Consider the following 13783-nt stretch of genomic DNA (forward strand, 5'->3'; position numbering starts at 1 on the left):
AGTTCGTGGAACCCACGGTGTCGGACCAGTTCAACTACTGCGTGGCGTCCGAGCTGGTGTAGTTGCACAAGTCGTTGGAGGCAGGGCGGAAATTCCCGAGGTACGTCTTGTCGACGACAGGGTTCTCGAAGTCACAGTACAAGTGGTCCGGCTTGTCGGTGACGACCTTATCTCTCAGAATTCGATAAACGGCAGGCCGGTCGCGCCCGCCGTGCCGGACAACCGGTCCACGGCGAGCCACAACGATCGGTTGTGCACGTCTAAGGTGCACCAGTGGACACCGAGGCATTGCGATCGTTCGTCCGGGCCGCCGAGCTCGGACAGTTGCAACGTGCGGCCGATGAGCTGGGCGTGACGCAGCAAGCCGTCTCCAAGCGGATCGCCGCTCTGGAGCGCGAGCTGGAAGTGCTGCTGTTCACACGTACCGCCAGAGGAGTTGAGCTGACGCTCGACGGTCAGGCGTTTCTCCCCCACGCGCGGAGCATCGTCGCGGGTGTCGAGCGTGCCATCACCGCGGTCAGGCCGGGCTCCCGGGCCCTTCGGATCGACGTTCTCGGCCTGCGGAGCGCGCAGGCCGTCGTTCTGCACGACTACTGGCGGGCGCATCCCGAAATCAACCTCGACGTGGTGACCCTCCGGGTCAACGACCCACGCGTGGCGGTCGACGCCGTCGCAGCAGGCGATATCGATGCCTCGTTCCGTTCCGTGACTGCCCCGGACGCGCTGCCGCCCGACCTGCGGATGATTCGCGCGTTCGACTCTCCGCTGGAACTGCTCGTAGGCCCGAGGCATCCACTCGCCTCCGCGCGGAGGCTGACGCCACCGCAGTTGCGCAAGCACCGGATATGGGTGCCGGGGATCGCACCCCGAAGCGAATGGGCGGAGTTCTACGATCAGCTCGCCACCGAATTCGACCTGCGCATCGACGCGGCAGGCCCACACTTCGGTGACGAAGTGCTCCTGGACACCCTCGCGGAGTCCGCGGACGTCGCCACCCTCGTCGGTGCACGCGACCGGTACATCTGGCCGACGGGCCACGACCTGCGCCGCATCCCTGTCGTGAATCCGACCCTCGCGTACCCGCTCTCCCTCATTCTCCCCGGAACGAATCCACATCCAGGACTCCGCGGAATCATCACCCACCTCGAAAGCATGCCGAGGCTCCCCGGGAGTATCTGGCTGCCGTCCTGGGCAACGGCGTCATGGCGTGGCGACAGCGGCATCGCACGTACTCGCAGGCCTCAACCCGGACAAGGATGACGCGGCCGACTGCCGATATCTGTCTGAGTCCTATCCATTCACCGGTACACCAGAAAGGTTCGTGGCATGTCCAGCGACCGCCTCATGCGCATCCACAGCGCCGAGTTCCAGTCCATGGCCGACAGGGTCCTGCGGGTCACCGAGCTCACCTCCCGCCTGAACGTCCTGCCCTTCGAGGACGAAGCAGGCAAGGCAGAACTGTTCGAACAGATCCTGGGCAGGCCGCTGTCGACGAGAGCCACGATCTATCCGCCCTTCTACACGGACCACGGCCTCCACCTGGACCTCGCGGAGCGCGTGTTCATCAACCAGAACTGCACATTCCTGGACTACGCCGGCATCCGCCTCGGCGAGCGCGTGATGGTCGGACCCAAGGTCACGTTCATCACCGTCGGTCACCCGGTCGACCCCGAGGAGCGACGGGGGTGGCTCACCGGTGCCCCCATCGATGTGGCGGAGAACGTGTGGATAGGCGCCGGTGCCATGATCCTCCCCGGCGTCAGCATCGGCCGTGACGCCGTGGTCGCCGCCGGCGCGGTCCTTACCGACGACGTCCCGCCGGCAAGCCTGGTGACCGGTGGTAAGGCCACCGTTCACCGACGGTGGTGACGCCACCTACGGGCCACGCACTGCCGGGATCGCTCACTGACGCGCTCGCCGTCAAGTTCCCGCTGACAACAACGTCATGGCCGGGGGGCATCTAGTCCTGAGCTTCCGTGCGAAGGCACCTGGGGACTCGTCCTGGAGAGCGGCAACGGCAGTGGCGAACCGGTGGGTGAGACGAGGCCGGGCCGCTCGCGTGGTCACATGCCCCACCCCTCACCCCCGCGGCGGCGGCACCCGTTCCACATACGGTCCGTCCGTGACGCGGCGGCCGAGGACGGGGGCGCGGGCGCCGGGGGAGGGGTCGATGTGGATGACGGTGGCGAGGCCGGTGGTTTGTGGGGGGAGGGGGCGGGTGGGGATGGGGAGGGGTGGGGGGTTGTCGGTGGAGGGTTGAGGGGTGGGGGTGGTCGGGGGGCGGAGTTCGGAGAGGAGGAGGTCGGCGGCGGCGGGGTCGCCGGCGAGGCGTAGGACCTCGGCCAGGGCGCGGGCTTCGGTGCGGGGGCGCTCGCGGCCGGCGAAGCCGAGGAGCCAGTGGGCGTCGTCGGGGCGTCCGGCGGCGGTCAACGACCGGACGAGCGGAGGGACGTCGCCCAGGGCGCGCAGGCGGCCGGCGGCGGCCAGGACCTGGTAGGCGTCGGAGTGGAGGCCGGCCTCGCGGAGGGCGGCCACGACGTCGAGCACGCGCTCGGCGGATTCGGCCCGGGCGACCGAGGCGCGGACGTGGGAGGCGTCGAGGTGGCGGCCGGCGCGGAGCAGGGCGGAGAGTACGCCGGGTACGCGGGCCGCGGGGCGGCCGCGGGCGACGGACGCCAGGACCCGGGCGGCGTCGGCCGGCTGTTCGTTGGCGTACAGCAGGGCCACCACCCGTTGTACGAAGCCGGGGTTGCCGTCCCGCCCCGCCGCCGCGGCGATGCGCCGGGCCACGGCCTCCCGGCCGTGGGCGCGGGCGTCGGCCAGCAACCGCACGGTCGTCAGGGGGCAGTTGTCCGGCCGGTTGTCCGGTGGTCCGGTACGAGGGGCGTCGCAGGTTGTCCGGTCCTCGTCGCCGGACGACGCGGCACCGCGCAAGTTGTCCCGTTCGGCCCGCGCCTGCCGCAGCTCCTGCATCAGCAGCGCCCTCCGGGCCTCGCTGCGCTGGAGGCGCCTGCGGGCCCGGCGCAGTTGGTCGGTCGGTACCCCGCCGCCGGTCCGGAGCCGGGCGCGCAGCTCCGTCAGGTCGTTCCCCAGCCGGTTGACCGTCGTGAGGAGGAGGACGGACAACTGGTGTGCGTTGTCCCGTTCGCGCTCGGCCTCGGCGGCGCGCCGGAGCGCGGAGCGTAGGGCCTCGTCGGCGGTGGGGTCCGGCTGTCCGGGGGAGGTGTCGTCCCGGCGGACGTCGTCGGGGCGCCGGCTCCGTTGTCCGGTACGGCCGTTCCGCTGCGGCAGGGCGGCCCGGACGCGCTCCCACAGGGGCCGGGCGTCGTTCAGCATCCGGGTCCGTTCCGCGTCGTCCCGGGAGCAGACGTCGGCGACGGCCTCGACGAAGTCCCACTGCGGATTCGCGCCGGCAAGCCGTTCCGCGACCGTGGTGCGGGCCGGTACGCGTCCGTCCGTGAAGTGCTCGGGCTGCAGGGCGCAGGCCAGGTCCGTCACACGCAGCTCCGCCTTGTCCAGCCAGGCGCGCAGCAGGTGGGCCAGCTCGTGGGCCGGCCCGGAGGAACCGCGCAGCGGTCCCCAGGGTCGTGTCCGCCTCCTTCCCTCGCTCAACGTCCCTCTCCTCGTGTTCGCAATGGCAATGGATCTTGTCCATGCTTGTCCGGCCGGACGCCCGGACCAGCGGACCAACGGATTCCGGCAGGCGAGCCTCGGTCAGGAGGCCGGTCCACCGGGAGAGTTGATGGATCTCATACTGAAGCACGCTGCACGCTTCCGGCACACCGGGTGGTGGGGCGAACTCCGGGTTCGGTCAGGGATGCCCCCGACACCTTTCGCACTGGTGAACGAAATAGGGAGTGGTCCTGCACATTCGGGCCCGCCGCGGCGCTTGTACTGGTGGAGACCACGCGTCTCCGGCGCCGCATGGGGGATGCCCGGCGTCTCCCACTCCACCTCGACACGCAGCACACTGGAGAAGCACGTGCATCAAGACAATGCGGCGCAGTGGATCGAAGTAGCCCTGGGCATCAGGGTGTTCGGACCGGACGTGTTCCGGCTGCTGCGCCGGATGCTCGCCGTCGGCGTCCGGATCGGCATCTCCGGCCTGGTCGGCGGGGCACGGCACTCGGCGAAGCCTTCGTGCAAGCACGGAGGACGCTGTGACTGAGCGGCCGGCCGACGGCGAGGGGCCGATGGACCGGTGGCCGGACGCGGACCGCGTCTCGTTCTGGGCCTTCCACCTCGCCCGCAGGAAGGACTACATGCGGGTCGCCTACGCGCAGTTGGGCTCGGACGCCGACGCCGAGGAGGCGGTGGACCTCGCCTTCGAGGCCGTCATGCGCAGCTGGCCCCGCATGCTGCGGATGGCCCGCCTGGAGCAGTACGCGTGGACGATCCTCAAGCACCGCATCAGCGACCAGCGGCGCCGCCGCAGACGGCGCCCCGCGCCCATGGACACCGCCGCCTTCGAGGCCGCCCTCCGCGACCAGACCGAGGACCCCTACGACCTGCTCACCGATTTCATACAGCTGAACGCGGCCATCAGCAGTCTGAGTGAGCGCCAGCGCGACGCGGTTGTGCTCCGGTACCGGATCGGCTACACCACCTCCGAGGCGGCGGAACTGCTGGGCATCGAGGAGGCCACAGTGCGCTCCCACGTCAGTCAGGCGTGCCGGCGTCTTGCCCGGGTGCTGGAGGCCGGAAACGCCAGTGAACCCACAGCCGTCCCGGAGAAAGTCCCGGAGCAAGACCCGGAGAAGACCCCGGCGGACACCCCGAGCACCCACCACGCCGCGCGGGCCGCGCACTCCGGGGACCCCGGGACCCCCGGGGCCACGGCCGCCCCCACACCGCGGGAGGAAACCTTATGACCGACGACCTCGCCCCCGCGTCCCGGGACAGAGTGGAACGGCTGCTGTCCCTGGCCCGCGCCGCGGACCGGTACGCCGACTACGACGTGGCGGCGGCCGAGGAGCGCCTCCGCGACCGGCTGGCCGCCCGCGCCGCCCGCGACGCCAACGCCGCCCGCGATCCCAACGCCACCGGCGCCCCCGGAGCCGCCCGCACCCACCACACCTGCCCCGCGGCACCCGCCGTCCTCATCGCCCGGCCCCCGGCCTGGACCGAACCCGCCCCCGGCGCGCCCGACGCCGACAGGGCCCGGTGGGACCTCACGGTCATGAGCCTGGCGGTGCTGCGCGCCCCCGACGCCCCGCACGACCTCGACCGGTTCATCCACGACCGGTGCGCGGGCCGCACCGGCGCCCGGATCTTCGCCTGTCTGCTGCACCTGGCCGACCACGGCGACGGCGCCCGCTTCTGGTGGCAGTTCGCCGCCGGCGCGGGCGACGGAACGGCCGAGTACTGCCTCTTCCTGGACCACTCCTGCCGGGGCGAGTACCTCGACGCGGCCTTCTGGTGCAGGGAGTTGCTGCGGCACGGCTTCGTCCCGGACCGGGTCTGGGGCGACCGCGCCGCCGCCTCCACGGCCGTACGGCGGCTGCCCGGGGCCGCCGTCGTCCACTTCAGCGAGCACCACGATCCCGACCTCGGCGCGATCCCGCTCCCCGAGCCGCCCCTCGTCCAGGAGCTCCGCGACCTGGCGGCGGCCCCGGCGGGCGCGGACTGACGCCGAGGCCCGCCCGAGGCTCGCCCACGCGGAAACGCCCCGATCAGCCCGGCCGGAACCACACCGTCGCCAGCGGCGGCAGCGTCGGCTCGATGCTCGCCGGACGCCCGTGATGACGCACCGGACGCGCCTTGACCGGGTCCGCGTTCGCCACGCCGCTCCCGCCGTACCGCGCCGCGTCCGTGTTGAGGCACTCCTCCCAGACGGACGTGCCGGACGGCACGCCGAGCCGGTACGCGGACCGGACGACGGGTGAGAAGTTGCTGACGGCGAGCAGCGGCGAACCGTCCGCGGCGAACCGCAGGAAGGCGAAGACGTTGTCCTCCGCCGCGTCGCCGACGATCCACTCGAAGCCCTCGGGCGCGGTGTCGCGCTCCCACAGCGCGGGGTTCTCGCGGTACCGGCCGTTGAGGTCGCGGACGAGGTCCCGCACGCCCCGGTGATCGGCCTCGGCGGCGTACGACGGGTCGAGCAGCCACCAGTCCGGGCCGTGGCTCTCCGACCACTCCGCGCCCTGCGCGAACTCCTGCCCCATGAACAGCAGTTGCTTGCCCGGATGGGACCACATGAAGCCCAGGAACGCCCGGTGGGTGGCCCGCTGCTGCCACCAGTCGCCCGGCATCTTGGAGACCAGGGACCGCTTGCCGTGCACCACCTCGTCGTGCGAGATCGGCAGGACGTAGTTCTCGCTGTACGCGTAGACCATGGCGAAGGTCATCTCGCCGTGGTGGTACTTGCGGTGGACCGGCTCCTTCGCCACGTACTCCAGGGAGTCGTGCATCCAGCCCATGTTCCACTTCAGCCCGAAGCCCAGCCCCCCGAAGCCCCCAGGACCCACATGGTGGGTGGCCCGGGTGACCCCGTCCCAGGCGGTGGACTCCTCGGCGACCGTGACGACGCCCGGGCAGCGGCGGTAGACGGTGGCGTTCATCTCCTGGAGGAAGGCCACCGCGTCCAGGTTCTCCCGGCCGCCGTGCTCGTTGGGCGTCCACTGGCCCGGCTCGCGGGAGTAGTCCAGATAGAGCATCGAGGCGACGGCGTCCACCCGCAGCCCGTCGATGTGGTACTCCTCGCACCAGTAGACGGCGTTGGCGACCAGGAAGTTGCGCACCTCGGTGCGGCCGTAGTCGAACTCCAGCGTCCCCCAGTCCGGATGGGCCGCCCGCAGCGGGTCCGCCGGCTCGTACAGCGGACGGCCGTCGAACTCGGCCAGCGCCCAGTCGTCGCGCGGGAAGTGCGCCGGGACCCAGTCGACCAGCACCCCGATGCCCGCCCGGTGCAGCGCGTCCACCAGGTACTTGAAGTCGTCCGGGGTGCCCAGCCGGGCGGTCGGCGCCCAGAAGCCGGTCACCTGGTAGCCCCACGAGCCGCCGAACGGGTGCTCGGCGACGGGCAGGAACTCGACGTGCGTGAAGCCCAGGTCCTTGATGTACGCGGGGAGCTGGTCGGCCAGCTGCCGGTAGCCCAGGCCCGGCCGCCAGGACGGCAGGTGGACCTCGTAGACGGAGAACGGGGCCGCGTGCGCGGGACGGTCGGCGCGCCGTGCCATCCACGCGTCGTCCCGCCAGGTGTGGCGGGAGACGTGCACCACCGAGGCGTTGGCGGGCGGCGCCTCGGTGCGCAGGGCCATCGGGTCCGCCCGCAGGGTGTGGGTGCCGTCCGGGCGGGTGATGTCGAACTTGTAGAGCTCGCCCTCGCCCACTCCGGGGACGAACAGCTCCCACACGCCCGTCGCGCCGAGCGAGCGCATCGGGTGCGCGGTGCCGTCCCAGAGGTTGAAGTCGCCGGCCACGCGCACCCCGAGGGCGTTCGGCGCCCAGACCGTGAACCGGGTGCCGGCCGCCCCCTGGTGCGTCATCGGCCGCGCCCCGAGCGCCCGCCACAGCTCCTCGTGCCGGCCCTCGCCGATCAGGTGCAGGTCCAGCTCGCCGAGGGCGGGCAGGAAGCGGTACGGGTCGTCGACCTCCAGCTCGTCCTTCTCGTAGGCCACCTGGAGCCGGTAGTCGGGGATCTCCTTCAGCGGCAGCACCCCGCAGAAGAACCCGTCCCCCTCCGGGATCAGCTCCGCCCGCAGCCCCTTCGCCGTGACGGTCACCGAGCGGGCGTACGGCCGCAGCACGCGGAACGCCACTCCGCCCGGGGCGTGGTGGGCGCCCAGCAGGGCGTGCGGATCGTGGTGGGCGCCGCTCAGCAGCCGGGCGCGCTCGGCGTCGTCGGGACGCGGAGCGGGCCGTACCCCCCGGCTCCCGGCCGGCGGGGGCACGGCGTCGGGCCGTCGGCGGCCGGGCAGGAAGGTGGCGGGGACGAAGCCGGGCCGGGGGTCGGGGGACGGCGGTCGAGCGGTCACGGGGTGTTCCTCCCGGAGTGGTGGGGCGGGTCGGGTCAGGGCCGCCGCCGGGCGCCGTCCGCCTGCGCGGCGAGCCGGCGGATCGCGGTCAGCGGGACGGAGAGCCAGTCCGGCCGGTGCCGGGCCTCGTACAGCACTTCGTAGACGGCCTTGTCGGTCTCGTGCGCCCGCAGCAGCCGGTCGTCCTCGCGCGGGTCGTGATGGGCCTCGGCGTAGCCGTCGCAGAACGCCTCGCGGGCCCGGTCGGCCCAGCCGGTGCCGGCCGCCCGGCCGACCGCCGCCGCGTAGTCGAACGAGCGGAGCATGCCCGCGACGTCCTGCTCGACCGGCTGCGGCCGGCGCCGCTCGGCCAGCGGCCGGGCGGGCTCGCCCTCGAAGTCGATCAGCGACCAGCGGCCGTCCGCCGCCGTGCGCAGCGCCTGGCCGAGGTGCAGGTCGCCATGGATCCGCTGGGCGCGGCGCGACCGGCCGAGGGCTCCGGGGCGGGTGAGGTCGTCGTACGTCGCGCGCAGCGCGGCCCGGTAGCCGCGCAGGGCCGGGACGGCCTCGGCGGCGGCGTCGAGCCTGCGGTGCATGGCGGCGGCGATCCGTTCGAGGTGCGGCGGGTGCAGGTCGAGCGTGGGCAGGGCGCCGGCGAGGGCGCGGTGGACCTCGGCGGTGGCGTGGCCGAGGGCGTGCGCGGAGCCGGTGAAGTCGGCCTGGACGGCGAGCGCGCCGAGGGCCAGCTGCCAGCCGTCGGCGGAGCCCGGCAGGAAGGGCTGGAGGACGCCGAGGGTCATCGGCTCGCCCCCGCCCGGCGGTTCGGCCTCGCACCAGGCGGCGGGGGCGGGGACCCTGGTGCAGCCGGCGCGGGCGAGGGCACGGGGGAGTTCGAGGTCCGGGTTGACACCGGGACCCACGCGGCGGAAGAGCTTCAGGATGTACGAGTCGCCGTACACCACCGAGGAGTTGGACTGCTCGGCCCCGAGCAGCCGGGGCGCGAGGCCCGCCGGGAGGTCCGCGTCCGCCTCCCGGACGAAGCGCAGCGGGCCGAGCCTGCCGGGCACGCGCAGCCGCTCCAGCAGGAGGCCGGCGGTCCGCGGGTCGGCGAGCGCCTCGTAGACGGCGAGGCCGCGCAGCGGTCCCTCGGTGGGCCGGCCGATGAGCGCCGGGGCGAGCTGCGGGGGCAGGACGTCCTGGACGCCGAGGAGGAGCTGGTAGCAGTCGTCCGCCCCGGTGCCGGACTGCCGCGCCCGGACGAGCAGGTGGAGCAGGCCGGGGGTGCCGCCGCCGCGGGTGACCGGCAGGACGTCGACCGCGGTGACCGGGGCGAGGCCGGTGACCGGGCTGCCCTTGCCGGCGAACCAGCGCTGCCGGGGCAGCCACCGGGTGAGCAGCGGGGCCAGGGAGGCGAGCAGGACGTCGGCGGGCCCCCCGCCGGTGGGGGGCGGCGGCGCGGCGGCGACGCCGGACGGTGCGGACCCGGGGCTCACCGCCCGGGGGGTGGTCTCCCGGCGGGGCGGTACAGCGTCCGACATGGCGTCGCGTCCTTTCCCCGGGGCACACGACGATGGGGCACAGTGTCCCGGATTGCGGCTTTGGCCAGTGTGCGGTGCATCGGGGTCCTCCCGCCGAAGGCGGCGGGAGTGTCCGGCCAGGATCGTCCGTACGGTCAGCGTCCGCCGCGGTGCGGCAGGGTGCGGCGGGCCTCTTCCGAACCGTTTCGTCCGGGCCGGTCTGTGCGTAGTAGTGAGGGTGCCCGGGGCACGGACGGGAAAACCGGGGGCGTCCCGCCCGTTGCCCTTTCTTGCGGCCGGGGTCCGGCTACCCGGGCTGGTGGCCCGCCGGTGCGTTGCGGCGCAGCCGGAACCAGTAGAAGCCGTGTCCCGCCAGGGTCAGCAGGTACGGCAGTTCCCCGATGGCCGGGAAGCGGACGCCGCCGATCAGCTCCACCGGGTGGCGCCCGTTGAAGCTCCGCAGATCCAGCTCGGTCGGCTGTGCGAAGCGGGAGAAGTTGTTCACGCACAGGACGAGGTCGTCCGTTCCGTCCTCCTGGGGGGCTTCCCGGAGGAAGGCCAGCACGGCCGGATTGCTCGACTGGAGCTCCGTGTACGAGCCGAGCCCGAACGCGTGGTTCTGCTTACGGATCTCGATCATCCGGCGCGTCCAGTGCAACAGCGACGACGGGCTGCTCATCGCCGCCTCGACATTGGTGACCTGGTACCCGTAGACCGGGTCCATGATCGTCGGGAGGAACAGCCGGCCCGGGTCGCAGGACGAGAAGCCCGCGTTGCGGTCCGGCGTCCACTGCATCGGCGTGCGCACCCCGTCGCGGTCGCCGAGCCAGATGTTGTCCCCCATTCCGATCTCGTCCCCGTAGTAGAGGATCGGCGAGCCGGGCAGCGACAGCAGCAGCGCCGTGAACAGCTCGATCTGGTTGCGGTCGTTGTCCAGCAGCGGGGCCAGTCGGCGGCGGATGCCGATGTTGGCGCGCATCCGCGGGTCCTTGGCGTACTCCGCGTACATGTAGTCGCGCTCTTCGTCCGTCACCATTTCGAGGGTCAGCTCGTCGTGGTTGCGCAGGAAGATGCCCCACTGGCAGCGCGAGGGGATGGCCGGGGTCTTGGCCAGGACCTCGGAGACCGGGTAGCGGGACTCGCGGCGCACGGCCATGAAGATCCGCGGCATCACCGGGAAGTGGAACGCCATATGGCACTCGTCGCCGCCCTTGGCGTAGTCGCCGAAGTAGTCGACCACGTCCTCCGGCCACTGGTTGGCCTCGGCCAGCAGCACCGTGTCCGGGTAGTGGGCGTCGATCTCGGCCCGGACGCGCTTGAGGAACGCGTGCGACTGCGGCAGGTTCTCGCAGTTGGTGCCCTCCTGCGCGAACAGGTACGGCACCGCGTCCAGCCGGAACCCGTCGATGCCCAGGTCCAGCCAGAACCGCAGGGCCGCCAGGATCTCCTCCTGGACCGCCGGGTTCTCGTAGTTGAGGTCCGGCTGGTGGGAGAAGAACCGGTGCCAGTAGTACTGCTTGCGCACCGGGTCGAACGTCCAGTTGGACGTCTCCGTGTCGATGAAGATGATCCGCGCGTCCTGGTACTGCTTGTCGTCGTCGGCCCAGACGTAGTAGTCGCCGTACGGGCCCTCCGGATCGGTGCGGGACTGCTGGAACCAGTCGTGCTGGTCGCTCGTATGGTTCATGACAAAGTCGATGATGACGCGCATACCGCGCTGGTGCGCGGCGTCCACGAACTCGACGAAGTCCGCCAGGTCACCGAACTCCGGCAGGACGGAGGTGTAGTCCGAGACGTCGTAGCCGCCGTCCCGCAGCGGGGACTGGAAGAACGGCGGCAGCCAGAGGCAGTCGACGCCCAGCCACTGCAGGTAGTCCAGTTTGGCCGTCAGCCCCTTGAGGTCCCCGATGCCGTCGCCGTCGCTGTCCTGGAAGGAGCGTACGAGGACCTCGTAGAACACCGCGCGCTTGAACCAGTCGGGATCCCGGTCCTTCGCGGGGGTGTCCTCGAATGTGTCCGGTACGGGCTCGTTGACGATCATGGTGTGGGTGACCCTCCGATCGGTGAGGACGGTCGCAGCGAGAACACGTGCGCGGGCGCGATCGAACGGCCCGGCTCAAGGCGCACATAGTTGTCCCTGCCCCAGTGGTAGGTCTCGCCGGTGAGCTCGTCGCGCACCGGGAAGGTCTCGTGCCAGTCGAGGCCGAGCTCCGGCATGTCCAACGAGACCGTCGCCTCCTGGGTGTGGTGGGGGTCGAGGTTGACGACCGTCACCACGCAGCTTCCACCGGGGCCCCCGCAGCGCTTCGAGTAGGCGATGACCGCGTCGTTGTCGACGGGGTGGAAGCGCAGGTTGCGCAGGCGGCGCAGAGCCGGGTGCCGTCGCCGCAGCCGGTTGAGCACGGTGATCAGGGGAGCCAGGCTGCGACCTTCGCGCTCGGCCGACTCCCAGTCGCGCGGCCGCAGTTGGTATTTCTCCGAGTCCAGGTACTCCTCGCTGCCCGGATGTGCCGGGGCATTCTCGCACAGTTCGTAGCCGGCGTAGACGCCCCAGGACGGGGAGAGCGTGGCGGCGAGCACGGCCCGGATCTCGAAGGCCGCCCGGCCGCCCTCCTGGAGGTAGGCGTGCAGGATGTCAGGGGTGTTGACGAAGAGGTTCGGGCGCATCACGGGGGCCGAGTCCCGGGAGAGCTCGGTGAGGTAATCGGTGAGCTCCTGCTTGGAGTTGCGCCAGGTGAAGTAGGTGTACGACTGCTGGAAGCCGACCGCGCCCAGCGTGCGCATCATCGCCGGCCGGGTGAACGCCTCGGCCAGGAAGACGACATCGGGGTCGGTGCGGCCGATGTCCGCGATGACCTTCTCCCAGAAGACCACCGGCTTGGTGTGCGGGTTGTCCACCCGGAAGATCCGCACCCCGTGGTCCATCCAGAACCGCAGCAGCCGCAGTGTCTCCCGGACCAGCCCGTCGAAGTCGGCGTCGAAGGCGAGCGGGTAGATGTCCTGGTACTTCTTCGGCGGGTTCTCCGCGTGGGCGATCGAGCCGTCCGCCCGGTGGTGGAACCACTCCGGGTGCTTCTCCACCCACGGGTGGTCGGGCGAGCACTGGAGCGCGAAGTCCAGCGCCACCTCCATGCGCAGCTCGCGCGCCCGGGCCACGAAGTGGTCGAAGTCCTCGAAGGTGCCCAGATCCGGGTGGATCGCGTCGTGCCCGCCGTCGGCCGAGCCGATCGCCCAGGGGCTGCCCACGTCCTGCGGGCCCGCGCTCAGCGCGTTGTTGGGGCCCTTGCGGAAGGAGGTGCCGATGGGGTGGACGGGCGGGAGGTAGACGACGTCGAAACCCATCGCCGCCACGGCCGGCAGCCGCTTGGCCGCCGTCCGGAACGTTCCGCTCACCGGCGGCCCGTCCTCCTTGACGACCGCGCCCTCCGAGCGGGGGAACAGCTCGTACCACGAGCCGAACAGGGCCCGTTCCCGCTCCACCAGCAGCGGCAGCGGACGGGTGGCCGTGACCAGTTCGCGCAGCGGATGCGCGGCCAGGGCGGCCGACACGGCCGGGGCGAGCGCGGCGGCGAGCCGGTCGGCCCCCGGACGCAGGGTGTCGCGCAGCGCGTCGACCGCGCCCAGCACCGCCTCCCGGCCCTCGTTCTTGGGCACCCCGCCGGCCGCCCGCTCGTACAGCCGGGCGCCCTCCTCCAGCACCAGCTCGGTGTCGATCCCGGCCGGGATCTTGACGCGGGCCGCGTTCCGCCAGGTGGTGACCGGGTCGCTCCACGCCTCGACCGCGTAGGTCCAGCGGCCCTCCGCGTCCGGCGTGACCTCCGCGCCCCACCGGTCGGTGCCCGGCGCGAGCTCCCGCATCGGTGTCCACGGACCCGACCGGCCCGCCGCGTCCCGGAGCGCCACATTGGCGCCCACCGCGTCATGGCCTTCGCGGAAGACCGTCGCGGTCACCTCGAAGGACTCGCCGACCACTGCCTTCGCCGGTCTGCGGCCGCAGTCCACGAGCGGGGCGAGGTCCAGGACGGGAATGCGACCGATCATGGAATCACCTGGGGTCCGAGGGGAAACCGGAGGAAAAACCCGGAAGCTGACGGGGGATCTGGCGCGTTCTGTTCTTTCTATCCGCTGCCCTGCCGCCCGGAAGCGCGCGGGCAGGGCTGCTTCTGTCCGCATTCACCCGGGCGGGCGGCGGAAAACCTGACGAGCGGGAAGTGCGCGACATTACGAGGGGGTCGTCCTGGGGCGAGCGGACGGAGGGCGTATTCCTTGCACCGATGGAGCTTTCCCACCAGGCCCTGGCGAACATGCCCG

10 protein-coding genes are annotated in these 13783 nt (G+C 72.0%); 5 read left to right on the forward strand and 5 right to left on the reverse strand.

Annotation, left to right across the window (positions count from 1 at the left end; genetic code table 11):
- Positions 1 to 273 precede the first annotated feature (273 nt).
- Both HN013_RS13515 and HN013_RS13520 read left to right on the forward strand, forming a co-directional pair.
- Positions 274 to 1260 carry a LysR family transcriptional regulator gene (locus HN013_RS13515; protein WP_171166356.1) on the forward strand — a complete coding sequence of 329 codons (987 nt, stop codon included), beginning with the start codon at positions 274 to 276 and terminating at the stop codon, positions 1258 to 1260.
- Positions 1261 to 1326: 66 nt separating this feature from the next.
- Positions 1327 to 1869 (forward strand): sugar O-acetyltransferase, encoded by a 543-nt coding sequence (locus HN013_RS13520; RefSeq protein WP_171166357.1) that lies wholly within the window; start codon positions 1327 to 1329, stop codon positions 1867 to 1869.
- A gap of 210 nt (positions 1870 to 2079) precedes the next feature.
- Here HN013_RS13520 and HN013_RS13525 read toward each other — a convergent pair whose 3' ends face one another.
- Positions 2080 to 3612, reverse strand: a complete 1533-nt coding sequence (locus HN013_RS13525) for a hypothetical protein (protein ID WP_171166358.1) — start codon at positions 3610 to 3612, stop codon at positions 2080 to 2082.
- A 370-nt stretch (positions 3613 to 3982) separates the two neighbouring features.
- Between HN013_RS13525 and HN013_RS13530 the strand changes: the two genes are divergently transcribed.
- Genes HN013_RS13530 through HN013_RS13540 form a run of 3 tightly spaced genes read left to right on the forward strand, consistent with a single transcriptional unit; the run spans position 3983 to position 5629 of the window.
- Positions 3983 to 4168, forward strand: a complete 186-nt coding sequence (locus tag HN013_RS13530; RefSeq protein WP_171166359.1) for a hypothetical protein — start codon at positions 3983 to 3985, stop codon at positions 4166 to 4168.
- Complete coding sequence (locus tag HN013_RS33665) at positions 4161 to 4871, forward strand: sigma-70 family RNA polymerase sigma factor (protein ID WP_312018595.1); 711 nt, start codon at positions 4161 to 4163, stop codon at positions 4869 to 4871. The genes HN013_RS13530 and HN013_RS33665 overlap by 8 nt, the downstream gene beginning before the upstream one ends.
- Positions 4868 to 5629, forward strand: coding sequence for a hypothetical protein (locus HN013_RS13540; protein WP_171166360.1), 762 nt, complete (start codon positions 4868 to 4870; stop codon positions 5627 to 5629). The genes HN013_RS33665 and HN013_RS13540 overlap by 4 nt, the downstream gene beginning before the upstream one ends.
- A gap of 43 nt (positions 5630 to 5672) precedes the next feature.
- Here the strand turns inward: HN013_RS13540 and glgB are convergent, their stop codons facing one another.
- The 4 genes from glgB to HN013_RS13560 all read right to left on the reverse strand — a co-directional run bounded on the left by glgB (position 5673) and on the right by HN013_RS13560 (position 13513).
- Positions 5673 to 7976: a 1,4-alpha-glucan branching enzyme gene (glgB, locus tag HN013_RS13545; RefSeq protein ID WP_398979528.1), complete on the reverse strand. Its 2304-nt coding sequence runs from the start codon at positions 7974 to 7976 to the stop codon at positions 5673 to 5675.
- A gap of 35 nt (positions 7977 to 8011) precedes the next feature.
- Complete coding sequence (locus tag HN013_RS13550) at positions 8012 to 9493, reverse strand: maltokinase N-terminal cap-like domain-containing protein (RefSeq protein WP_171166361.1); 1482 nt, start codon at positions 9491 to 9493, stop codon at positions 8012 to 8014.
- Between the two features lie 286 nt (positions 9494 to 9779).
- Complete coding sequence (gene treS, locus HN013_RS13555; RefSeq protein ID WP_171166362.1) at positions 9780 to 11513, reverse strand: maltose alpha-D-glucosyltransferase; 1734 nt, start codon at positions 11511 to 11513, stop codon at positions 9780 to 9782.
- Positions 11510 to 13513 (reverse strand): alpha-1,4-glucan--maltose-1-phosphate maltosyltransferase, encoded by a 2004-nt coding sequence (locus HN013_RS13560; protein ID WP_171166363.1) that lies wholly within the window; start codon positions 13511 to 13513, stop codon positions 11510 to 11512. Before HN013_RS13560 ends, treS begins: the two co-directional genes overlap by 4 nt.
- Between the last annotated feature and the right edge of the window lie 270 nt (positions 13514 to 13783).

The sequence above is a fragment of the Streptomyces sp. I05A-00742 genome (assembly GCF_013055795.1).
Classification (GTDB): domain Bacteria; phylum Actinomycetota; class Actinomycetes; order Streptomycetales; family Streptomycetaceae; genus Streptomyces.

Coding starts and splice junctions, on each gene's coding strand:
- HN013_RS13520 (WP_171166357.1), top strand. CDS start 1,327: ATGTCCAGCGACCGCCTCATGCGCATCCACAGCGCCGAGTTCCAGTCC.
- HN013_RS13540 (WP_171166360.1), top strand. CDS start 4,868: ATGACCGACGACCTCGCCCCCGCGTCCCGGGACAGAGTGGAACGGCTG.
- HN013_RS13550 (WP_171166361.1), bottom strand. CDS start 9,493: ATGTCGGACGCTGTACCGCCCCGCCGGGAGACCACCCCCCGGGCGGTG.
- treS (WP_171166362.1), bottom strand. CDS start 11,513: ATGATCGTCAACGAGCCCGTACCGGACACATTCGAGGACACCCCCGCG.
- HN013_RS13560 (WP_171166363.1), bottom strand. CDS start 13,513: ATGATCGGTCGCATTCCCGTCCTGGACCTCGCCCCGCTCGTGGACTGC.